The organism is Microbacterium xerophyticum (assembly GCF_053543555.1).
Genome location: NZ_JBLVOB010000008.1, coordinates 53693 through 76807, shown reverse-complemented (window position 1 = coordinate 76807; position 23115 = coordinate 53693). Strand labels below are relative to the sequence as shown.

At 69.2% G+C, this 23115-nt stretch carries 18 protein-coding genes; 16 read left to right on the top strand and 2 right to left on the bottom strand.

Annotation, left to right across the window (positions count from 1 at the left end; all coding sequences use genetic code 11):
- The coding region (locus ACNPNP_RS17560) for an amidase family protein (RefSeq protein WP_448967345.1) at positions 1 to 590 on the bottom strand (590 nt) is incomplete at its 3' end.
- Between the two features lie 128 nt (positions 591 to 718).
- On the opposite strand from ACNPNP_RS17560, the gene ACNPNP_RS17555 reads away from it, so the two are divergent.
- From ACNPNP_RS17555 to ACNPNP_RS17505, 11 genes are all read left to right on the top strand, one after another.
- Complete coding sequence (locus ACNPNP_RS17555) at positions 719 to 2314, top strand: peptide ABC transporter substrate-binding protein (RefSeq protein WP_448967344.1); 1596 nt, start codon at positions 719 to 721, stop codon at positions 2312 to 2314.
- A gap of 15 nt (positions 2315 to 2329) precedes the next feature.
- Positions 2330 to 3256, top strand: a complete 927-nt coding sequence (locus ACNPNP_RS17550; RefSeq protein ID WP_448967343.1) for an ABC transporter permease — start codon at positions 2330 to 2332, stop codon at positions 3254 to 3256.
- Positions 3249 to 4145: an ABC transporter permease gene (locus ACNPNP_RS17545; RefSeq protein WP_448967342.1), complete on the top strand. Its 897-nt coding sequence runs from the start codon at positions 3249 to 3251 to the stop codon at positions 4143 to 4145. The genes ACNPNP_RS17550 and ACNPNP_RS17545 overlap by 8 nt, the downstream gene beginning before the upstream one ends.
- A gap of 112 nt (positions 4146 to 4257) precedes the next feature.
- Positions 4258 to 4812 carry a GbsR/MarR family transcriptional regulator gene (locus ACNPNP_RS17540; RefSeq protein ID WP_448967341.1) on the top strand — a complete coding sequence of 185 codons (555 nt, stop codon included), beginning with the start codon at positions 4258 to 4260 and terminating at the stop codon, positions 4810 to 4812.
- The gene (locus ACNPNP_RS17535; RefSeq protein ID WP_448967340.1) at positions 4809 to 6440 is read left to right on the top strand and encodes a dipeptide ABC transporter ATP-binding protein; all 1632 of its coding nucleotides are present in this window, start codon (positions 4809 to 4811) and stop codon (positions 6438 to 6440) included. The genes ACNPNP_RS17540 and ACNPNP_RS17535 overlap by 4 nt, the downstream gene beginning before the upstream one ends.
- The gene (locus ACNPNP_RS17530; protein WP_448967339.1) at positions 6437 to 7870 is read left to right on the top strand and encodes a M14 family zinc carboxypeptidase; all 1434 of its coding nucleotides are present in this window, start codon (positions 6437 to 6439) and stop codon (positions 7868 to 7870) included. The genes ACNPNP_RS17535 and ACNPNP_RS17530 overlap by 4 nt, the downstream gene beginning before the upstream one ends.
- Complete coding sequence (locus ACNPNP_RS17525) at positions 7867 to 9369, top strand: leucyl aminopeptidase (RefSeq protein WP_448967338.1); 1503 nt, start codon at positions 7867 to 7869, stop codon at positions 9367 to 9369. Before ACNPNP_RS17530 ends, ACNPNP_RS17525 begins: the two co-directional genes overlap by 4 nt.
- Before the next feature lie 168 nt (positions 9370 to 9537).
- Complete coding sequence (locus tag ACNPNP_RS17520) at positions 9538 to 10809, top strand: hydroxymethylglutaryl-CoA reductase, degradative (RefSeq protein WP_448967337.1); 1272 nt, start codon at positions 9538 to 9540, stop codon at positions 10807 to 10809.
- Positions 10806 to 11786, top strand: a complete 981-nt coding sequence (locus tag ACNPNP_RS17515; protein ID WP_448967336.1) for a hydroxymethylglutaryl-CoA lyase — start codon at positions 10806 to 10808, stop codon at positions 11784 to 11786. The genes ACNPNP_RS17520 and ACNPNP_RS17515 overlap by 4 nt, the downstream gene beginning before the upstream one ends.
- Entirely contained in the window at positions 11783 to 13012 is a 1230-nt protein-coding gene (locus ACNPNP_RS17510) for a CaiB/BaiF CoA transferase family protein (protein ID WP_448967335.1), read from the top strand. The genes ACNPNP_RS17515 and ACNPNP_RS17510 overlap by 4 nt, the downstream gene beginning before the upstream one ends.
- Complete coding sequence (locus ACNPNP_RS17505; protein ID WP_448967334.1) at positions 13009 to 13827, top strand: FAS1-like dehydratase domain-containing protein; 819 nt, start codon at positions 13009 to 13011, stop codon at positions 13825 to 13827. The genes ACNPNP_RS17510 and ACNPNP_RS17505 overlap by 4 nt, the downstream gene beginning before the upstream one ends.
- A 20-nt stretch (positions 13828 to 13847) precedes the next feature.
- On the opposite strand, the gene ACNPNP_RS17500 is transcribed toward ACNPNP_RS17505, so the two are convergent.
- Positions 13848 to 14738, bottom strand: a complete 891-nt coding sequence (locus ACNPNP_RS17500; protein WP_448967333.1) for a LysR family transcriptional regulator — start codon at positions 14736 to 14738, stop codon at positions 13848 to 13850.
- 131 nt (positions 14739 to 14869) lie between these two features.
- On the opposite strand from ACNPNP_RS17500, the gene ACNPNP_RS17495 reads away from it, so the two are divergent.
- From ACNPNP_RS17495 to ACNPNP_RS17475, 5 genes are read left to right on the top strand one after another with little or no spacing between them, the layout of a single operon-like run.
- Complete coding sequence (locus tag ACNPNP_RS17495; protein WP_448967332.1) at positions 14870 to 18319, top strand: bifunctional proline dehydrogenase/L-glutamate gamma-semialdehyde dehydrogenase; 3450 nt, start codon at positions 14870 to 14872, stop codon at positions 18317 to 18319.
- Positions 18320 to 18330: 11 nt separating this feature from the next.
- On the top strand, positions 18331 to 18981 hold the full coding sequence (locus tag ACNPNP_RS17490) for an FMN-binding negative transcriptional regulator (protein WP_448967331.1): 651 nt from the start codon (positions 18331 to 18333) through the stop codon (positions 18979 to 18981).
- Positions 18978 to 20006, top strand: coding sequence for an ornithine cyclodeaminase (locus ACNPNP_RS17485; protein ID WP_448967330.1), 1029 nt, complete (start codon positions 18978 to 18980; stop codon positions 20004 to 20006). Before ACNPNP_RS17490 ends, ACNPNP_RS17485 begins: the two co-directional genes overlap by 4 nt.
- A 35-nt stretch (positions 20007 to 20041) precedes the next feature.
- The gene (locus ACNPNP_RS17480; RefSeq protein ID WP_448967329.1) at positions 20042 to 21517 is read left to right on the top strand and encodes an amidohydrolase; all 1476 of its coding nucleotides are present in this window, start codon (positions 20042 to 20044) and stop codon (positions 21515 to 21517) included.
- A 13-nt stretch (positions 21518 to 21530) separates the two neighbouring features.
- Positions 21531 to 23111, top strand: coding sequence for an amidohydrolase (locus ACNPNP_RS17475; protein ID WP_448967328.1), 1581 nt, complete (start codon positions 21531 to 21533; stop codon positions 23109 to 23111).
- The last annotated feature ends 4 nt before the right edge of the window (positions 23112 to 23115 follow it).

Sequence of the window (23115 nt, the reverse complement as noted above, 5' to 3'; positions counted from 1 at the left end):
CCCCCCCCGACGATGTTGTTGAACGAGCCGGGCGTGCGCAGCGAACCGCCCATGTCGGATCCGTCTCCGGATGCCTGGATGCCTGCGGCGATCGCGGCGGCGGCGCCGCCCGAGGACCCGGCGGCGGACTTCGTGGTGTCGTAGGGATTGACGGTCGTCCCGAAGACCGGGTTGAACGTGTGCGAACCTGCGGTGAACTCGGGGACGTTGGACTTGCCGCTCGTGATGACCCCTGCGGCATGCAGGCGCGCGATGATCAGCGCGTCCTCGGCCGGCACGTTGTCCACGAGAAGCGGTGAACCGCGGGTCGTCCGCAGCCCTGCGGTGTCGGTGGACTCCTTGTGCGTCAACGGCACTCCGTGCAGCAGACCGAGAGATTCGCCGCGCGCGTACGCCTCGTCGGCGCGCTCAGCCCGTTCGAAGGCGCGCTCGTCATCCCGCGTCACGATCGCGTTCAGCGCGGGATTGACGGAATCGATACGCGCCAAGTGGTCGGACAGCGCCTCCCGCGCCGAGACCTGGCCTGACGCGATCCGTGCCGCGAGCTCCCGGGTGCTCAGCCATGTGAGCTCGGATTCGTACACCGTCATCTGCTGCTCCTCCAGTCATCGATCCTGAACGGACTTCGTTACGAACGCATTACAGTTTTTAGAATTTATTAAAAGTTAAGCAACCATAGCTCAACCGCACTCCCACCCACACGCTCTAGGAGGACTTCATGCGAGGTCTGTTGAAAGGCGCACTTGCTGCATCGGTGCTGGTCACTCTCGTCCTGACGGGATGCAGCAGCCCAGGTCCGGAGGACGCCGGGGGCGCACCGGCCGAGCTCGTGGTCGGATCCACCGACCCGGTCCCGAACCTCACCCCTGGCCGTCAGAGCAACGCGTTCGGCCTCACCCTGTCGGTCTTCAGTCCGCTCACGTTCCTCGATGGCGAGGGTGAGCTCAGCTACATGGCGGCCGAGTCCGTCGAGAGCGAGGACCAGACCAACTGGACCATCACCCTCCGCGACGGATGGACGTTCCACGACGGCACGCCCGTGACGGCGCAGGACTATGTCGACACCTGGAACACCGTCGCCTACGGCCCGAACGCGTTCGAGAACTCCGGCCAGCTGTCCGTGATCGAGGGGTACGACGACCTCAACCCCGCCGAGGGCGAACCGACGACCGACGAGCTCTCCGGGCTGGAGGTCGTCGACGATCTCACGTTCACCGTCGCCCTCGAACGCGCCGACAGTCAGTTCCCGATCGAGCTCTCCCAGGCGCAGACCGCCTTCTACCCGATGCCCCAGAGCGCGTTCGACGATCTGGAGGCGTACGGCAAGCAGCCGATCGGCAACGGCCCGCTCGCCCTCACGGCCGCGTGGACAGAAGGCGAGCCGATCGTCGCCGAGCGCTACGAGGACTACGCCGGCGAGGAGCCGACGGTCGACAAGATCACGTGGGTTCCCTACGCGGATCGGCTCACGGCGTACACCGACGCGCTCGCCGGGAACGTCGACATCACCTGGCTGCCGGCCACGCGCATGCGTCAGGTGACCGACGACTTCGACGAGGACAACATCTTCAGCTTCGCGGCACCGGGCATCAGCTACCTGGGCATCCCGTACTGGGACGCACGGTTCGACGACATCCGCGTCCGTCAGGCGATCTCGATGGCCATCGACCGGGAGGCGATCAACGGCGCGCTCTTCGGCGATCTGAACGCACCCGCCACGGCGTGGACCCCGTCGATCATGCCGGGCAACCCGGACGGCATCTGCGGGGAGTACTGCGAGTACGACCCGGAGGCCGCCGCAGCGCTGCTCGAGGAGGCCGGCGGGTTCGACGGACAGCTCACGCTGCACTTCCCCGGTGGAGCGGGCCATGACGACCTGTACAACGCCATGGCGAACTCACTGCGCCAGAACCTGGGCATCGACGCGATCGCCAAGCCCTCGGTCGGATGGGCGGAGTTCGGACAGGACCGCAACAACAAGGTTCTCGACGGTCCGTTCTTCTCCCGCTGGGGCGCGCTGTACCCCAGCCAGCAGTCCACGCTGCGCGCGATGTTCTCCGCGGCACCCAACTGCACCAACTGCGGAGGTGAGCCGATTCCCGCGGTGGATGCGGCCCTGAACGACGCCGACGCCGCAGGCAGCGAGGACGGAACCGCCTACGCGAAAGCGCAGGAGCTGATCGCCGAGCAGTTCCCGATCATCCCGCTGTTCGAGGAGTCGTACAACTACGTCACCTCCGACCGGATCGTGGGGTTGAAGGCGTCCGCCGTGGGAGAGCCGATCCTCACCCAAGTGGTCCTCGCAGAGGACTGAGCGGCACGCTGCACCATGATCCGATTCATCTCACGCCGGCTCCTCGAACTCGTCATCGTCTTCTTCGGTGTCACGTTCGTCATCTACTGCGCGGTGTTCGTGCTCCCCGGAGACCCGATCGCCGCGCTGGGAGGGGAGCGCCCGCTGCCCGAGTCAGTGCAGCAGCAGTTGAGAACGCAGTACGGATTGGATCTGCCGCTGTGGCAGCAGTACCTCAACTATCTCGGCGGGCTCGCTCACGGCGACCTCGGAACGACCTTCACAGGTCAGTCCGTGAGCGAGCAGATGGCCAGCCGCTGGCCCACGACCATCACGCTCGCGCTGACGGCATGGACGCTGACCGTGGTCATCAGCATCGTGCTGGGGCTGGCGGCCGGACTGCGGCAGGGTTCGGTCGTCGACAGGACGGTGCTGCTGGGGACGATCATCGCGGAGTCGGTGCCGATCTTCGTGATGGGCATCACTGCGCAGTACATCTTCGGGATCAATCTCGGCTGGACGCCCATCGCCGGAGTCGCGGACGGGTGGCCGCGTGCGTACATCCTTCCCGCGCTCATCATCGCGATCTACGGATTGGCAGGGGTGTCCAGGCTCATGCGCGGAAGCGTCGTCGACACCATGCAGTCGGATTTCGTGCGCACGCTCAAGGCGAAGGGCATGTCCAGGCGCAACATCGTCGGAGTGCATGTGATGCGCAACGCCGCGGCACCCGTCGTGAACGTGCTGGCGATCCAGCTCGGCGGACTGCTGGGCGGGACCGTGGTGATCGAGGCCATCTTCAATCTCAACGGAGTGGGGCAGCTGCTGTACAAGGCCATCCAGGATCAGCAGGGAACGCTGGTGGTCGGCGTCGCCACCACGTTGGTGTTCATCTTCCTGATCACCAACGTCATCGTCGATGTCGTCACCTCCGTTCTCGACCCGAGGATCCGAAATGACTGAGCCGGCCACGGTCGCCATCGACGGCAACCTCGACAGGGCGACCACCCAGGGCCTGTGGGCCACACTGCGCGGGCGCATCCAGTTCTGGGTGAGCATCGTGCTGCTGGCCATCCTCGCGGTCATCGCGGCGATCCCAGGGGTGATCTCCGGCTTCTTCGGCGAGAGCGACCCTCGCGCGTGCGACCTGCTGGATTCGAACCGCCCGCCCGGGCCGGGACATCCCTTCGGCACGGACGTGCAGGGGTGCGACGTGCTGGCCAACGTCCTGTTCGGCACGCGCACGTCGCTGTTCATCGGCCTGGCGACGACCGTGATGTGCCTGGTCATAGCCATCGCGCTGGGCACGCTGGCCGGCTACCTCGGCAAGTGGGTCGACGCCCTGATCGCGCGCAGCGCGGACATCGTGCTGGGATTCCCGTTCCTGCTCGGCGCCATCATCGTGCTCAACACCGCGCCTGACCGGTCGCCGCTGCTGCTCTCGGCCGTGCTGGCGTTCTTCTCCTGGCCGACCTTCGCCCGGCTCATCCGCAGCTCCGTGAAAGAAGTGCGCGAGCGCGAGTTCGTGCAAGCCGCGCACGCCATGGGCTTCTCGCAGATCAGGGTGGTGCTCAGCCATGTGCTGCCCAACTCGTTGGCGCCGACGCTGGCGATCGCGGCGACCATGGTGGGCGGCGTCATCGGCGCGGAGGCCACGCTGACCTTCCTCGGCGTCGGCCTCGTGCCGCCGACTATCTCGTGGGGCGTGCAGCTCTCGACGGCGCAGTCGTACTTCCAGCTCGCCCCGAACACGGTCGTGTTCCCGAGCATCTTCCTCACGATCACCGTGATCAGCCTCATCATGCTCGGCGACGCCCTGCGCGACGCGCTCGATCCCCGGGGGCGCTCATGAGCGTCGATGTCTTCGCCCGGTACGAGGATCTAGCCTTTGAGGATGCGGACGGCGTCCGCATCCGAACACGATCCGCGGTCAACGTGGACGAACGCATGAGGAGTGCTGCCCCATGGATATGAACGAACTGAGCGACGAGATCCGCACCTTCATCGATCGGTTCACCGATGCGTGGGAGCTGATGCGGGGCAAGCGGATGACCGGACGCGTCCTCGCGCTGCTCATCATCACGGATGAGCCCTACCTGTCCTCCGTCGACCTCGGCCGGTTGCTGGACACGAGTCCGGGGACGATCTCGACCGCGACGCGCGCGCTGCTCGGTTCCGGCTACATCACCAAGGTCTCGAAGCCGAACAGCCGCGTCATCCACTTCCGTGCGGAGGACGACGTGTGGGGAGCGTTCCTCAGCCGCGAGAAGCTCGGCCTTCAGCGCATGGAGGAGGTGCTGCGAGCGGCCCGTTCCACCCCGGCCGGGTCGGAGCCGGCCCCGGCTCGACGCCTTCGCAACGGCAACCGGTACATGGCGTGGGTCGACCAGCACCATCGCAACGTGCTGAAGCAGTGGCACATGTACCGCGATCAGGAGGAGGATGCGCCGCCGCCGCAGGAGCTCCCCGAGGAGATGAAGGCCGCGATCAGGCGCGCGGACCCGGAGGAGAACCCTTGAGCGATGCACCTCTGCTGGCCGTCGACGACCTGACGGTCGATTTCCACTCCCGGAGGGGGGACACCGTCCGGGCGGTGAACGGCGTGACGTTCGACATCTTCGAGAGCGAGATCGTCGCCGTCGTCGGCGAGTCCGGTTCGGGCAAGTCCGTCACCGCGATGAGCGTCCTCGGCCTGCTGCCGGGCAACGCGCACGTCACGGGCAGCATCCGGCTCACCGGTGACGAACTGCTGACTGCGGACGGGAAGGAACAGGAGGGCGTCAGGGGCAGGCGCATCGCGATGATCTTCCAGGATCCGTTCGGCGCGCTGGACCCGGTGTTCACGATCGGGTTCCAGATCAGGGAGGTCCTGCGGCGCCACTTCCCCGAGCTGAGCGCGCAGGAGCGCAAGCGGAGGGCGATCGAACTGCTCACCGCGGTCGAACTGCGCGAGCCGCACAAGCGCGTGCGCTCGTATCCGCATCAGCTGTCGGGCGGACAGGCGCAACGGGTCGTGATCGCGATGGCTCTCGCCTGCGACCCGGAGATCCTCATCGCAGACGAGCCGACCACCGCCCTCGACGTGACGGTGCAGAGGGAGATCCTGGATCTGCTGACGCGCGTGCGCCGGAAGGCGGGTACGGCGGTGCTCATCATCACGCACGACATGGGCGTCGTGGCGGATGTGGCCGATCGCGTCGTGGTGATGAGGAACGGCCAGATCGAGGAGACCCAGAAGGTCGAACGGCTCTTCAGCGCTCCCGAGGCTGCGTACACCCGGAAGCTGCTGCAGTCCGTGCCCCGCCTCGACGTGGCCGACCGCGCATCGACCGCCGGAACCGACCCCGTCCTCGCGCTCGATGATCTGACCGTCGAGTACCGGCAGCGATTCCAGTCCGTGACGGCGGTGTCCGGCGCGAGCCTCGCCGTCGCTCGCGGTGAGGTGGTGGCGCTCGTCGGCGAATCGGGATCGGGGAAGTCGACGATCGGGAAGGCCATCACCGGGCTCGCGCCGGTCAAGAGCGGGACGATCGTCGTGGACGGCGTCGATGCGGTGAACGCGAGCCGCAGGCAGAGGATCGAGCTGAAGAAGCGGATCGGCATCGTCTTCCAGAATCCGATGGGAGCACTGGATCCGCGGTGGACCATGGGCGAGTCGATCGGCGAGTCGCTCCGCGTCCATGAGGGTCTGCGGGGAGTCGCACTCAAGAAGCGGGTCGATGAGCTGCTGGATGCCGTCGGCCTCTCCCGCTCATGGGCGACGAGGTACGCCCACGAGCTGTCCGGCGGCCAGCGCCAGCGGGTCGCGATCGCCCGTGCGCTCGCCCTCGACCCCGTGCTGCTGATCGCTGATGAGCCGACATCGGCGCTGGATGTCTCCGTGCAGGCGACCGTGCTCGAACTGTTCCGGACGCTGCAGAAGGAACTGCAGTTCGCGTGCCTGTTCATCAGCCACGACCTGGCGGTGGTCGACAGCCTCGCCGACCGGATCGTGGTCATGAGCAATGCCCGCGTCGTCGAGCAGGGCGTGCGCCGCCAGATCCTCCTGCATCCGCAGGAGGAGTACACCAGACGCCTCCTGGATGCCGCTCCGGTGCCGGATCCGGATCAGCAGCGCAAGCGAAGGGAAGAACGAGTAAGGGTATGACCAGAATCAAGAGTCTGCAGGTCGTGACGGACGACGAGATCGTGGAGAGGGCGGCAGCCCTTCCGGATCTCGCCGGCTATCCCGGCGTCGACGAGCTGCTCGAGCAGGTCGAGGAGATCGCGCGGGAGTTCCCCGAACTGGTGTCGGCCGAGCGGATCGGCACCTCGCGTCTGGGTGAACCCCTCACGATGTACACGGTCGGCGTGCACAGGGCGCAGGACGCCGACCCCGCTGATGCCGTGGCGAAGCACTGCCTCGTGGGCGGCGGCGTGCACCCGAACGAGCCGATCGGCTCTCACACGATCCTCCTCCTGCTGCGCGATCTGCTCGATGACGACTCCCTGCGGGAGCGACTGGACACCGTCTGGCACTTCATCCCGTGCGTGGACCCCGACGGCATGCGACTCAACGAGGGCTGGTTCGACAACCCCTCCGACAGCGAGACCTACTTCCGCCACTTCTACCGCCCGCCCGGCGACGAGCAGGTGGAATGGACCTTCCCGATCAACTACAAGTCGAAGTACTTCGACGCCATGCTCCCTGAGACCCAGGCGCTGCAGCGGGTGATCGATGAGATCCGCCCCGACTTCTACGTCCCCCTCCACAATTCCGAGAGCGGTGGGGCGTACTTCTACGTCTCCGAGCCGATCAGTGAACTCGTGCCCCTGCTGCACCGGCTGCCCGCCGAGTTCGGCATCCCGCTGCACAGGGGAGAACCTGAGGCCGCGCACTTCACGGAGCTGGCCCCCGCGATCTTCGAGTCCGGGACGTCTCAGGACGTGTACGAGTGGCGCGAGGCGAACGGGCTCGATCCTGTTCCCAGCGGCGCCGCCGGGCAGTCGTCCACGAGCTACGCCCGAAAGCACGGCACCATCTCGTTGATCGCCGAACTCCCCATCTGGCGCACGTTCGGTGCCGATGACACGAGCCCGTCGACGTCGAGCTATGCGGCGCTGCTGCGTGAGGCAGGAGAGGCGCTGCAGGCGACCGGAACGCGGCTGAGCGCACTCCTCGCCGAGGTCGAGCCGCACCTGACGCTGGACTCGCCGTTCCTGCGCAGCGCCAGAGTGTTCGTCCCCGGCATGACGAGGGCCGGCGAGCTGATGATCGCGCGGTCGGCGATGGAGGAGAACCAGCGCATCGCCTCGGTCGCGGAGCGGCCGATGTCGGTCGTGTGGATGTACCGGTTGCGGTTCGGGGGCGCTCTGCGCCGTGCGCTGAAAGCCGAGGTGACTGCAGGATCCGCCGGGGTGCAGGTGCGGCACGCGGAGCGGGAGCTCGAGCGGGAGTGGAGCGGCTGGCTGGGGCAGCGGCTCATGGACGAGCAGGCGCAGGGCATCCCCGTCCGGGACGTGGTCGGAGTGCAGTACGGCGCCGTGCTCGGCCTGGTGGCGCATGCGCCCTACTTCGACGCGTCCGACGCCTCATGACCACCGCGTTGCCTGAAGTCCTGCTCGAATCCGCAGACCCCGCAGAACTCGCCGTCGACGTCCTCGTCGTGGCCCTCGAGAGCCGCGCGGGCTCGATCGAGGTGTGCGCGCCGATGCTCGCGGAGAGTGCCAGGCACTCGCTGCAGGCGGCGGCGGTGGCCGTCGGGCACGGGGCGAAGAGGGAGGCCGCATCCCGCATCCCCGCCCCGCCGGGGATCTCGGCGACCTCCGTGGTCCTCGTCGGGCTCGGTGACACCGCGGCGGTGGATCCAGGCGCCGACTTCCGTGCCCTGCTGCGTCGCGCCGCAGGGTCGGCGCTGCGCTCTCTCAACGGGGTCGAGTCGGTGGCGCTGGCCTTTCCCGTTCGCGACGCCGAAGACGCGGAGGCGGTCGCGACCGGAGCCCTGCTCGGCGCATACCGGTACACCGCCTATCGGGCGAGTGCGTCGGGCAAGACGATTCCGAAGACACTTGCAGTCGCCGCCGATGGATCCGTGCGATCGCGTCTGAGCAGGGCCGCCGTCATCGCGGCGGCCGTCGCCGCCACGCGCGACCTCGTGAACAGCCCGCCGTCCGACCTGTTCCCCGAGTCCTTCGCGGATGCCGTCGTCAGTCAGGCAGACGCAGATGATCTGAAGGGCACGGTCACCGTCGAGGTCGTGGACGACACCGAACTGGAGCAGCGCGGCTTCGGCGGGTTGACCGGCGTCGGGCGAGGCTCGGCTCGCGGCCCGCGCCTCGTCAAGGTCTCGTATGCGCCCGATGCATCGGCGCCTCTGCTCTCGCTGGTCGGCAAGGGCATCACCTTCGACTCCGGAGGCATCTCGCTCAAGCCCGCCGCGAAGATGGAGAACATGAAGTCGGACATGGCGGGCGCCGCCGCCGCCGTGCAGTCCCTGTTCGCGATCGCCCGCCTGGAGTTGCCGGTGCGCGTCACGGCCTGGCTCGCCCTCGCCGAGAACATGCCGTCGGGCTCTGCAGTCCGCCCGGCGGACGTGCTCCGCATCTACGGCGGCAAGACCGTCGAAGTGACGAACACGGACGCCGAGGGGCGTCTCGTGCTCGCTGATGCGCTCGTCGCCGCGCAGGAGGACGCCCCGGATCTCCTCGTGGACCTCGCCACCCTCACTGGCGCGCAGGTCGCGGCCCTCGGTCGCCGGACGTCCGGCGTCATGGGCACTCCGTCCGCTCGGGATCAGGTGACCACTGCCGCGGACGTTGCCGGGGAGCCGATGTGGGCGATGCCGATCCCCGAAGAGATGATCGGATACTTCGACTCGCACACCGCGGATCTCAAGAACGCCGGGGCGCCGGCGGGCGGCATGCTGGCCGCCGCAGCATTCCTGCGCGAGTTCGTGGACGACGGCGTCGAATGGGCGCACCTGGACATCGCAGGTCCCGCGTACAACTCGGACTCGCCGCACGGCCACACCGTCGTCGGCGGAACCGGGGTGCCGGTGCGGACGATCGTGGAACTCGCCGAGTCGATGACGAGATGACCCGGACGATGCCCTGAGCCCGAGGGGAAAGTGAGTGGGTCGACCCTACAGAGATCTCCGTCAGTGGTGGGCGACGTGCACATACAACCCCGGTGGCGGCGTTCGTAGTCTGACTTCGATGCGACCGGCGAATCTGCAGGCCCGCAGAGACTCACCGAGGAGAACCACGTGCCGATCAACAGCCGCATCTCAGGACTGCGCGATCATGCCCCCGCTGAGCGTCTCGCGCTCGTGGCCGAGGGTGCGGGCATCGATCCGTCCGATCTCGATGCGCTCCGCCAGGACGGGGGGCGGAGCGTCGCCCAGGCCGATCACATGATCGAGAACGTCGGCGGACTGCTCTCGATCCCGGGCGGCGTCGCGACGAACTTCACGATCGACGGCCGGGATCGGCTCATCCCGATGGCCACGGAGGAGCCCAGTGTGGTCGCGGCCGCCTCGAATGCGGCCCGCATCGCACGCGGCCACGGCGGCTTCACCACCTCGTACATGGGCGACGTCATGATCGCGCAGATCCAGGTGCTCGACTCCGTCGATCCGCACGGGTCGCGCTTCGCCCTCCTCGAGGCGAAGGACGAGCTGCTCGCGCTCGCCAACGAGCAGGATCCGATGCTGGTCTCGCTCGGCGGGGGAGCCTTCGACATCTCCGTGCGCGTGCTGCCCACCCGTGTCGGCATCCAGGTCATCCTGCACCTGCACGTCGACGTCCGAGACGCGATGGGAGCCAACGCCGTCAACACCATGGCCGAGGCCATCGCGCCGCGCATCGCGGAGATCGCCGGCAGCCGCACCCTGCTGCGCATCCTCACGAACAAGGCGGAGCTGCGCGTCACCCGCGCACGCGCGGTGTTCGACGCCGAACTCCTCGGCGGCGCGCAGGTGGTCGACGACATCGTCGCGGCGAGCGCCTTCGCCGAGGCCGACCCCTACCGTGCGGCCACGCACAACAAGGGCATCATGAACGGCATCACCGCCGTCGTGCTCGCCACCGGCAACGACACCAGGGCCGTCGAGTCAGGATGCCACTCGCACGCGGCGCGCAGCGGGCAGTACTCGGCGCTGTCGCAGTTCGAGAAGGACGCCGACGGCAACCTCGTCGGCACTCTCGAAGTGCCGCTCGCCGTCGGCCTCGTCGGTGGCGCGACACGCGCGCACCCGACCGCGCAGGCCGCGGTGAGGATGCTCGGCGTCGAGACGGCCAGAGAACTGGCGAGCATCATCGCCGCGGTCGGCCTCGCCCAGAACCTCGCGGCGTGCCGCGCGCTCGCCGCCGAGGGCATCCAGCGCGGGCACATGACCCTGCACGCGCGCACGATCGCCGCGAGCGCCGGCGCAGAGGTCGACGAGATCGGCGCCGTCGCCGCGCGCATCGTGGCCGACCGTCGCATCAGGGTCGAGTACGCCCGCGAGGTTCTGACCGAACTGCGAGCCGCGCGATGAGCGCCCTTCCGTCGCCGCGCGTGCAGCCGGAGCCGGGCCTTCCTCAGCGCGTGACCGTGTACGAGGTCGGGCCCCGTGACGGGCTGCAGGCCGAGGCGGACATCATCCCCGCTGCCGTCAAGGCCGAGCTGTGCCGCCGGCTGTACGCGGCCGGCACCCGCGACCTCGAGATCACGAGCTTCGTGCCACCGGCGTGGATCCCGCAGCTCGCTGACGCGGCAGAGGTCGTGGCATCCGTCGACGTCCCGGCGGGAGCGCGCGCGGTCGCCCTCGTGCCGAATCTGAAGGGGCTGCAGCGGGCGATCGACTCCGGCATCCGCGAAGTCGCGGTCGTCGTCAGCGCCACCGAATCGTTCGCGAAGGCCAACCTGAACAACACGCGTACCGGTGCGATCGACCGTGCGATCGAGGTGATCGCGGCTGCGACCGCCGACGGCATCCCGGTGCGCGGATACGTCTCGATGGCGTTCGGCGACCCATGGGAGGGCGAGGTCGACACCGACGTCGTCATCCGCACCGCTGCGGCGCTCCACGAGGCCGGCTGCCGCACCGTCGCACTCGGCGACACGATCGGCGTCGCCACCCCCGGTCTCACGACGCGCGTCGTCGAGCAGACCCTCGCCGCCGGCGTGCCCGTCGCCGCCCTGGCGCTGCACCTTCACGACACCTACGGCCAGTCGCTGGCGAACGTGCTCGCGGCTCTGCGCCTCGGTGTCGCCGAGTTCGACGCCTCGGTGGGCGGACTCGGCCGATGCCCGTACGCGAAGGGTGCGACCGGTAACCTCGCGACAGAGGATCTCGTATGGATGCTGCACGGACTCGGCATCGACACCGGGCTCGACCTCACGGCTCTCGCGGCGACGACGCTCTGGCTGTCGCGCGTGCGCGGCATCAAGGCGCCGTCGAACGTCGCCGCCGCACTCGCCGCAGCCGGAGCAGGCAATGACACTCGCACTCAGGAGGCGACGAACGCATGATCGACACCACACTCCCCGCTCCCGGTTCGCTCAAGGGCGTGACAGTGCTCGACCTGTCGCGCGTGCTCGCGGGCCCGTACGCCGCGCAGATGCTCGCAGATCTCGGCGCCACGGTGATCAAGATCGAGAACCCCCGTGACCCCGATGTGTCGCGCGGATTCCCGCCGTACCTGACCGACGGCGACGAGGAGTTCAGCGCCTATTACGCGCAGTACAACCGCGGCAAGCTCGGCGTCGGCCTCGACCTCGCGAAGGACGAGGGCAAGGAGGTCCTGAAGGACCTGGTGCGCAAGACCGACATCCTCGTCGAGAACTTCCGCCCCGGCACCATGGACAAGCTCGGCGTCGGCTACGACGTGCTGCACGAGATCAATCCGAAGCTCGTGTACACGGCGATCTCCGGCTACGGCCAGACCGGCTCGCGCGGTCGCCGTCCCGCCTTCGACAACACGGCGCAGGCGGCCGGCGGGCTCTGGTCGATGAGCGGCTACCCTGGCCAGCCTCCGGTGCGCGTGGGTGTGACGATCGGCGACCTGTCCGCGACGCTGTTCGCCGTGATCGGCACGCTGGCTGCGCTCCGCCATGCAGAGGCGACCGGGGAGGGGCAGCTCGTCGACGTCGCCCAGGTCGACAGCATCATGGCGCTCACCGAGACCGCGGTGGTCGACTACACGGTCGACGGCAAGGTCGCTGAGCCCGCAGGCAACCAGCACTCCTGGGTCAAGCCCTACGAGCTGTTCGACTGCGCGGACGGGCAGGTGTTCTTCGGCGCGTACACCGACAAGCTCTGGAACGCGGCATGCGACCTGTTCGGCACCCCGGAGGTCAAGGACGACCCCGAGATCGACACGATGCGCAAGCGCCTCGACCCTGAGGTCTACGAGCGCAAGGTCAAGCCGATCGTGGTCGACTGGCTCGCCGGATACTCGAAGGCCGAGCTGGAGGACATGGCCGGCGACGTCGTGCCGCTGACGGCCATCAAGACGATCGGCGAGGTCGTCGACGATCCGGGCACCGCCGAGCGGGACATGATCGTCGAGGCGGACTACGGCGACCTCGGGCGACTGCGCATGTTCGGGCAGCCCATCAAGTTGTCGGCGACTCCGGCGACGCCGGCGAGAACCGCCAACCGCCTCGCCGAGCACGCCGACCAGGTGCTGGCGGATCTCGCCGGGTACGACGAGGACCGCATCGCCGCGCTGCGGGCGGCGGGAGTGCTGCCGTGAGCGTCGTGCGCACCGAGCGCATCGCCGCCGAGAAGGCGGAGGCGTACCGCGGCACGTTCGCCGCGGCGGAGGAGCCGCGCGACGACGGCGCCGCGCTGCCGCCCGCATGGGAGGGCGTGTACTTCCCGTTCACCGCTGCCCTGGCCGATCTGCGCCCGGACGGGACTCCGGCGCGTGACGGGGTGGTGCCGGAGATCGACCTGCCGCGCCGCATGTACGCGGGGGAGACGACCGAGTTCGTCCGGCCCGTCGCGCTCGGCGACGACGTGACGCAGTTCACGAGCCTGGGCAGTGTGGTGGAGAAGACCGGATCGAGCGGCCGGCTCTCATTCGTCGACATCGAACGCGAGTACCGGATCGGCGATGAGGTCGCGATCCGCAGCGTGTGGCACGACGTCTTCCTCGACAACGCCGATCGGGATGCGCCGGTGCGGCCTGCGAAGAAGGATCCGGATGCCGCGGCATCCGCCGACTGGATCGACGAGGTCGCCCTCGACGCCCGGCAGCTGTTCCGCTTCTCCGCGTTGACGTTCAACACGCACCTCATCCACTACGACCGCGCGTGGGCGCGTGAGGTGGAAGGACTGGCAGACCTTCTCGTGCACGGTCCGCTCACGCGCATCCTGCTGATGGACGCCGCGCGGCGGCATGCTCCCGACCGTCTCGCCCGCACGCTGAACGTGCGCGCGATCGCGCCGGTGCTGGTCGACCGCGTGCTCCGTCTGGCCGGACGCACCCGGGGCGCCGTCACGACCGTCACCGCGCTGGACGCCGATGACACGGTGCTCGCCGTGGCCGAGGTCGCCTGGGTGTGATGTCGTCGATGTGCCGGGCCTCAGCGCGGCCGATGCGCGATCAGCGCGTCGGCCAATGCCGTGAGCACGGCGCCGACCGCGGCACCGTCGCGCGCCGACGAGCGCGTCGCGGCGAAGATCTCGCGCACAGGGCTCCCCGGCAGCTCGAGCAGTCGCACCGAGGAGCGATCGCCCGTCCAGATCAGATCGGGCAGCATGGCGGCCGCATGCCCGGCGGCGGCCAGACGGGCGTGAGCGGTGAGGTCGGTCGACTCGAACCGCACGTCCGGCTCGAACCCCGCCGCCCGGCACTGCTGCACGGCCCACTGCCGCACGGCGGCGCCCTGCGGCTCCATCGCCCACGCCGCATCGCGCAGGTCGGCCAGCGCGGTCGCGGGAGAATCGGGCGGGACGACGAGGCGCACCGGGTCGCGTCCGAGCAGGGTGCGCTCGATCCCGGGATGGAGCTCTCTCGTGTAACCGGGGTACTGCTCGGCGACGACGAGATCGAAGGCGTGCGCCTGCAGCTCGAACAGGCCCTCCTCCGGCGGCATCTCGACCATCTCGAGCCGGAGCCGCGGCTCGCGCTCGGCCAGGAGGGTGAGCGCGGCCGGCACGAGAGCCTCCGCCGCGGTCGGCATCACGGCGATCCTCACCACGGCAGCGGCGTCCTGCGAGACCGAGAGCTCGGCGCGGGCCGACTCGTCGAGCTCGAGAGCCCGTGCGGCGTGCGCCGCCAGCAGCCGCCCCTGCGCCGTCAGACGCACGCGGCGACCATCCGGTTCGAGCAGTGCGACTCCGGCTTCGCGCTCCAGCAGGGCGAGCTGCTGGGACACCGTCGACGGGCTGTACGAGAGTGCGCGGGCGACGTCGGAGATCGTGCCGCGCAGCGCGAGTTCGTGCAGGAGGCGCAGTCTTCTCAGCTCGAACATCGCCCGGCTCCTATCCATCGTCAAATCCGAATGATACCCATCGTAAATGCTCGCTTTTCACGAATGGAAGCGGGGCTCCACACTGAGAGCAGGTCGCGCGGCTCCGCCGCGCTCTCGAGTGAGGAAGCACGATGACCCAGACCACTGACGCCGCCACCGGCCACGCCGAGATCGCGGAACTCGCCGACGATGCGATCGCCCTGGTGCAGCGCTGGCTCGTGGAGAGCCGCGAGGTGCCGACAGACACGTCGGCGGCGCGCCTCGCGGGTGTGCTCAGCGATCCGAACGGCCTCGACTTCACGGTCGGCTTCGTCGACGGCGTCGTCCGTCCCGAAGACCTGAAGGTCGCCGCACGCAACCTGCACGACCTGGTGCCGCTGACCCCGAAGTTCCTGCCCGCCGCGCTGCGGGGCCTGATCGGCCTCGGCGGGGCGCTCGCTCCCGCGTTCCCCGGAATCGTCGTGCCGATCAGCCGCCGCGTGCTGCGCGGCATGGTGCGGCACCTGATCGTCGACGCGACCGACGCCAAGCTCGGCAAGGCGATCCGCCGCATCCGCTCCGACGACGGCGTGCATCTGAACATCAATCTCCTCGGCGAGGCGATCCTCGGCGAGGAGGAGGCGGCGCGACGCCTGGCAGGCACCAGGCGCCTCCTCGAGCGCGACGACGTCGACTACGTCTCGATCAAGGTGTCGTCTACGGTCGCACCGCACAGCCCCTGGGCGTTCGACGAGGCCGTCGAGCATGCCGCGGAGGCGCTCATCCCGCTGTTCCGGATCGCCGCTGCCAGAGGCGGGAAGTTCATCAACCTCGACATGGAGGAGTTCAAGGACCTCGACCTGACGATCGCGGTCTTCACCTCGATCCTCGACCGCGAGGAGTTCCGCGGTCTCGAGGCCGGCATCGTGCTGCAGGCGTACCTGCCGGATGCGCTCGGAGCCATGATCCGACTGCAGGAGTGGTCCGCGGCGCGCGTCGCCGAAGGCGGTGCACCGATCAAGGTGCGGGTCGTGAAGGGTGCCAACCTGCCCATGGAGCGGGTGGATGCCGAGACCCACGACTGGCCGCTCGCCACCTGGGACAGCAAGCAGGCGTCTGACGCGTCGTACAAGGCCGTGCTCGACTACGCGCTGCGTCCTGAGCACGTGAAGAACGTGCGCATCGGCATCGCCGGCCACAACCTGTTCGACATCGCGCTCGCCTGGTTGCTGGCCGGGCGCCGCGAGGTCACCGGCGGCATCGAGTTCGAGATGCTGCTGGGCATGGCCACCGCCCAGGCATCGGTCGTGCGCCGCACCGTCGGTTCGCTGCTGCTGTACACGCCGGTCGTGCACCCGGCGGAGTTCGACGTCGCCATCGCGTATCTGATCCGCCGGCTCGAAGAGGGCGCGTCGACAGACAACTTCATGTCGGCCGTGTTCGAGCTCGACGATGAGCCCGCACTGTTCGCACGTGAGCGCGATCGGTTCCTGGCGTCGATCCGGTCGATGCCCACCGACGTCCCCGCGTCCAACCGCACGCAGGACCGCACCGCGGAGCAGCCCGCTGCCGCGCGCGACTCGTTCACGAACACCCCCGACACCGATCCGAGCCTGGCAGCCAACCGCGCCTGGGGCGACGCCATCCGCTCACGCATGCAGTCGTCCACGCTCGGCGACGAGACGGTCAGGGCGAACACGCTGGCGGATGCCGATGCATTGGAGACGGTCATCTCCACAGCAGCCGCGGCCGGTGAGAGCTGGCGTGCGCTCGGCGCCGCTGGCCGGGCGGAGATCCTGCACCGCGCCGGCGACATCCTTCAGGCGCGTCGCGCAGAGTTGCTCGAGGTCATGGGATCGGAGTGCGGCAAGGTGCTCGAGCAGGGCGACCCAGAGGTCTCGGAGGCTATCGATTTCGCGCACTACTACGCGGAGAGCGCGAAGCGCATCGAGAGCATCGACGGCGCCGTCCACACGCCGGTCGGACTCACCGTCGTGACGCCGCCGTGGAACTTCCCGGTGGCCATCCCCGCCGGGTCCACGCTGTCGGCGCTCGCCGCCGGTTCGCCCGTGATCATCAAGCCCGCTCGTCAGGCGCGTCGCTCCGGCGCCGTCATGATCGAGGCGTTGTGGGAGGCCGGCGTGCCGCGGGACGTGCTGCAGTACGTGCAGCTCGACGGCCGCGAACTCGGCACGCAGCTCATCAGCAGCCCCGCGGTCGAGCGCGTGATCCTCACCGGCGGATACGAGACGGCCGAACTGTTCCGCAGCTTCCGCCCCGATCTCCCGCTGCTCGCGGAGACGAGCGGCAAGAACGCCATCATCGTCACACCGAGTGCCGATCTCGACCTCGCTGCGAAGGACGTCGCATACTCCGCGTTCGGGCACGCGGGCCAGAAGTGCTCCGCCGCCTCGCTCGTGATCCTCGTCGGATCCGTCGCGCGCAGCGAGCGGTTCCGCCGCCAGCTCGTCGACGCGGTCGGCTCGTACCGCGTGGGCCTGCCGTGGGAGGGGTCGACGCGCATCGGTCCGCTCATCGGACCGGCCGAGGGCAAGCTCCTGCACGCGCTCACCACGCTCGAGCCGGGCGAGAGCTGGATCGTCGAACCCGAGAAGCTCGACGACGACGGTGCACTGTGGCGTCCTGGCATCCGTGAGGGCGTCGCGGCAGGAAGCCCGTTCCACCTCACCGAGTACTTCGGCCCCGTGCTGGGCGTCATGACGGCCGGGTCGCTCGAAGAGGCGACCGCCATGGTCAACGCGATCGACTACGGACTCACCAGCGGGCTGCACTCGCTCGACGACGATGAGATCGCGCAGTGGCTCGCGAGCGTGCAGGCCGGAAACCTCTACGTCAATCGCGGCACAACGGGCGCCATCGTGCAGCGGCAGCCGTTCGGCGGGTGGAAGAAGGCCGCGGTGGGCGCCGGCACCAAGGCCGGAGGACCGAGCTACCTGATCGGTCTCTCCGATTGGGAGGACGCCCCGGTCACCGCCGAGGCGCCGAAGGACGCCGTCTCCCGTGCGGCGCTCGACGCCCTCGGAGACCACAAGGCTGCGGCCTGGCTGCAGGGCGCCCTCTCGACCGATGCCGCCGCCTGGCAGGACGAGTTCGGCGCCGTGCGCGACGTGACCGCCCTGACCACAGAGCAGAACGCGCTGCGCTACGACGTCGTGCCCGTCACGATCCGTCTGGAGCAGGCGAGCGACGCCGAGGCCGTGCGAGTGATCGCCGCCGGCGTCCGCGCCGGCGGGCGCGTCAACGTCAGCACGGCATCCGCGCTTCCCGCCCCGATCACGCGATGGGCCGAATCCGCCGGCGTGGTCGTCGCGGTGGAGGACGCTTCCGCATGGGCCGCACGTGCGGCACGCCTCGCCGAGACCGGCGGCGGCCGCATCCGCCTCGTCGGCGGGGATGCTGCGGCCACTGCTGCGGCGACGGGCGGCTCGCCCGCTGTCGCCGTGTACGCGGGGCCCGTGCTCTCGGCAGGCAGGATCGAGCTGCTCCCGTTCCTGCGCGAGCAGGCCGTGTCGATCTCGTCCCACCGCTTCGGCACCCCGCACCGTCACGACATCGCCGCGCTCGTCGCGCACCCCGCCTGAGGAGATCACCTATGAGGCCCAACCCCGACTACGCGCTCGACGACGTCGAGGCGATCCGCGAGCTCGTCCGTGAGAACCCGTGGGCGAGCATCGTCAGCTTCGTGCCGGGCAAGGGCCTCATCGCCTCGCACTACCCGATCCTGCTCGACGACTCCGGCGGTGACGACGAGGCCGACGGCATCGTGCTGCTCAGCCACGTCGGCCGCCCTGACGAGCGGCTGCACGAGCTCGGCGGACATGAGGCGATGGTGATCATCTACGGTCCCCAGGGGTACGTCTCGCCGAGCTGGTACGACGCATCGCCTGCCGTGCCGACCTGGAACTTCGTGGTCGCGCACCTGTACGGCACGCCGGAGGTCCTCTCCGATGAGGAGAACCTGCGCGTGCTGGAGCGTCTCGTCGAGCATTTCGAGGATCCGCTGCCTGAGCCGTATCTGATGAACAGGACTCTGGAGAACGCCGACTACGCGGCACGCATCGTGCACGGCACCGTCGGTTTCCGCATGAGGGTCACCCGCTTCGAAGCGAAGGACAAGATGAGCCAGGACAAGCCTGCAGAGGTCGTCAGCCGCGTGATCGACGCGCTCGGCGAACCGGGACCGTACCGCAACCCCGCCCTCGCGGCCCGCATGGCCGCCGTTCACCAGGAGGTGCAGGCGTGACCGCGTTCGTCGGCGTCGCCGACATGGTGCGCTGGATCGCTCAGCACGGCGCGGCCGAGATCATGGCCGGCATGGCGGATGCCGTCGAGGAGGACTTCCGCCGATGGGAGTCGTTCGACAAGTCGGCCAGGGTGGCCAGCCACACGCCGTTCGGGGTGATCGAGCTGATGCCGATCAGTGACCCGGACCTCTACGCGTTCAAATACGTCAACGGGCACCCGTTCAACCCGGCGCGCGGTTACCAGACGGTCACGGCGTTCGGCGTGCTCGCCGACGTGCACAACGGGTACCCGGTGTTCCTCGCCGAGATGACCGTGCTGACGGCGCTGCGCACCGCGGCGACCTCGGCGATGGTCGCCCGCCACCTCGCCAGGGAGGACTCGCAGGTGATGGCGATGATCGGCGCGGGCAGCCAGGCCGAGTTCCAGGCGATGGCGTTCCGCGCGGTGCTGGGCATCGAACGACTGCGCATCTTCGACGTCGACCCCGCTGCGACCGCCAAATTCGTCCGCAATCTGGGCTCACGAGGCTTCGACATCACGGTGTGCTCCTCGGCATCCGAGGCGGCGGCAGGTGCTGACATCGTCACCACCTGCACGGCCGACAAGGCCGTGGCGCAGGTGCTGACAGACGCGGATGTCGCGCCCGGCATGCACATCAACACGATCGGGGGAGACTGCCCCGGCAAGACCGAGCTCGACCCGCGCATCCTCGAGCGGGGGCCCGTGTTCGTCGAGTACCCGCCGCAGACCAGGATCGAGGGCGAGATCCAGAACGTCGCCGCCGACTTCCCCGTGACCGAGTTCTGGAAGGTGCTCGGCGGCTCGGCGGCCGGGCGCACCTCACCCGAGCAGGTCACCATCTTCGACTCCGTCGGTTTCGCGATCGAGGATTTCTCCGCGCTGCGGTATCTGCGAGAGAGTGTCGCGGGTACATCGCTCGCTCACGAGATCGATCTCGTGGCCGCGCCGGATGACCCGAAGGATCTGTTCGGGTTCACCACCGCTCCCGTGCCCGTCGCCTGATCGAACCCGCCTGATCGCCCCAGAATCGGAGAACCATGTCACTCACCCTCCTCGGTGCACGCGCCTTCGGCGGGGATCCCGTCGACATCGTCGTCCGTGACGGTCTGATCGCGGAGATCGCCGCCGCGGGCACGCTCTCCGGAGAGGGCGCCGCCGCCGAGGGTGAGATCGTCGACGTGTCCGGACGCTGGATCGGGCCGGGCATGTGGGATTCGCACGTGCACTTCACCCAGCATGTGATCCGGCGCAGCCGGGTCGATCTCACCGGCACGACCAGTGCGGAAGACGTCCTCGCCACGGCGCGCCGGGCGCTCGACACCGGCCACCCGCTGCTGAACGGCATGCTCATGGGCTACGGCTTCCGCGACGGGCTGTGGGACGAGCCCGCGTCCCTCGACGCGATCGAGGCGGCGATCCCGGAAGCGCCGGTCATCCTCGTCAGCGGCGACCTGCACTGCGGCTGGATGAACCGCGCCGCCGCCGCGCGGCTGGGCGTCGAGCTGGACGAGACCGGTCTGCTGCGGGAAGGGCCGTGGATCGAGCTGCATCACTCGCTCGACCAGACCGACGCCCTGCCGCTGTCCGTGTACCGCGAAGCGGCGGATGCCGCTGCATCCCGCGGCGTCGTCGGGGTCGTCGAGTTCGAGAGCGCCGACAACGTCACCGGATGGCGCGCGCGCGTGGAGGGCGGGGTCACCAGTCTGCGGGTGGAGGCGGCCGTCTGGCCCGACCGGCTCGAACAGGTCATCACGGACGGCTGGCGCACGGGCGACCCGATCGACGCTCAGGGCCTGGTGCGCTTCGGCCGGCTCAAGGTCGTCGTCGACGGATCGCTCAACACGCGCACCGCGTGGTGCTGGGACCCGTACCCGGGCATGGACCCGTCGCATCCGCTTTCATGCGGCATGGAGAGCGTGCCGATCTCCGAGCTGCGGGCACTGCTCGAGCGTGCGCGCGACGCCGGGATCGACGCCGCCGTGCACGCGATCGGGGACCGGGCGAACAGCGAGGTGCTGGACACGTTCGCCGCGCTCGGCATGCCGGGGGTGATCGAGCACGCCCAGCTGGTGCGTGAGGACGACTTCGCGCGCTTCGCCGAGCTGGGCCTCGTCGCGAGCGTGCAGCCGGAGCACGCCATGGACGACCGCGACGTCGCCGATCATCACTGGGCGGGTCGCACCGACCGCGCGTTCGCGTTCGGCTCGCTGCACCGCGCCGGAGCAGAACTGCGGCTCGGCTCGGATGCCCCTGTCGCACCCCTGGATCCATGGATCTCGATCAGTGCGGCCACCGCGCGCAGCAGGGGCGAGCGCGAAGCGTGGCACCCGGAGCAACAGGTCCCGATGGACGTCGCGCTTGCGGCATCCGCGCGCTCGACGCTCGAGGTCGGGCAGCCCGCCGATCTCGTGATCACCGATCTCGACCCGTACGCGGCAGGTCGTGACGAGCTGCGCGACATGCCGGTCGCTGCCACGCTGCTCGGCGGACGTTTCACTTGGCGCACGATCTGAAGGACGGATGACGATGGAGCAGCTCTTCACGAACGCGAAGGTGTTCACGGGAACGGGGGAGGACGACTTCTCCTCGGCCTTCCGCATCAGGGACGGCGTCTTCGACTGGGTCGGGGATGCCGCCGAGATCGAAGGGCAGGATGCCGTCGACCTCGGCGGTCGCACCGTGCTCCCCGGCCTCATCGACAGTCACACCCACCCCGCGCTGATGGCGGGCACCGCCGCGGCGGCCGAGTGCTTCCCGCCGGCGGTGACCTCAGTCGACGGACTGGTCGACGTCATGCGCGCGCACGCGCAGACCGTGACCGCTGAGGGGGCATGGATCCTGGGCCGCGGCTTCGACGACACGAAGTTCCCCGATCAGCGCATGCCGACGGCCGCCGACCTCGACCGGGTGTCCACCGACCGACCCGTCCTGGTCTGGCGATGCGACGCGCACTCCGCGGTGTGCAACTCGAAGGCCCTCGAGGTCGCGGGCATCACGGCGGGCACGCCGGACCCCGTCGGGGCACGCTTCGAACGTCATCCGGATGGATCACCCGACGGCGTGCTCACCGAGATCGCGGCCGTCGGGCAGGTGGCGGCGTTCATCCCCGCTCCGAGCCGGGACGAGCAGATCGATGCGCTGATCGCGCTCGGCGAGGAGCTGGCATCGCGCGGCATCGTCGCCGTATGCGATCTGCTCTCCAGTCGTCTCGCCGACCCGCTCGCCACGTTCCGCGCCGCGGCCGAGCGCGGCCTGGGACTCAGGGTCGCCCTGTACCCGGGGTGGGATCCGGAGCAGCCTCTCGCCGATCTCGGCGACGACGACCGCGAGGGACGGATCCGCGTCGCCGGTGTCAAGGTCGTGCTCGACGGGGCGTACTCGAACCGCACGGCATGGGTGCATGAGCCCTACCCTGACTCGTGCGATCACGGCCTGCGACTGGTCGCCGACGAAGACGTCCGTGCAGCGGCGGAGTGGGCGCGCCGCAACGGCGTGCAGCTGGCTGTGCACGCGATGGGCGATCAGGCGCTCGACCGTGTCGTCGAGCTGTTCGCCGACGACGAGCCATGGCTCACCGGCATCCCCTCGGTGCGCATCGAGCACGCGACGATCGTGAGCGACGACTACGTTCGCAGGCTTCGCGACGCCCGCATGAGCTTCGGCATCGCCACGCACACGGTGTTCTTCTTCGCCGAGTACGACGGCTACGAGAAGGCGCTGCGCGCCGAGCAGGTTCCTGATGCCTATCCGATCGCGCGGCTGTACGCCGGCGTCGAGGCGCTCGCGCTGTCGTCGGATCGGCCGGCCACGGCATGGAGCGGAGCGGACGACGTCATGCTCTCGGTGGAGGCCGCGGTGCGCCGGCGCACCTACAACGGCGTCGACTTCGGCGCGGCGGCCGCGATCACCGCCGCACAGGCGCTGATGCTGTACACCGGCAGGGCGCGGATGCTGTCGCCGCTGGAGAAGGTGGGGGAGATCACGCCCGGGTTCGACGGCAGCTTCGCCGTGCTCGAGCGCGACGTGTTCACCGTGCCGGCCGAGGAGATCTCCGACGTGCGCGTCGCGGAGACGTGGATCCGCGGGGAGCGGGTGTTCGCACGCTGAGGTG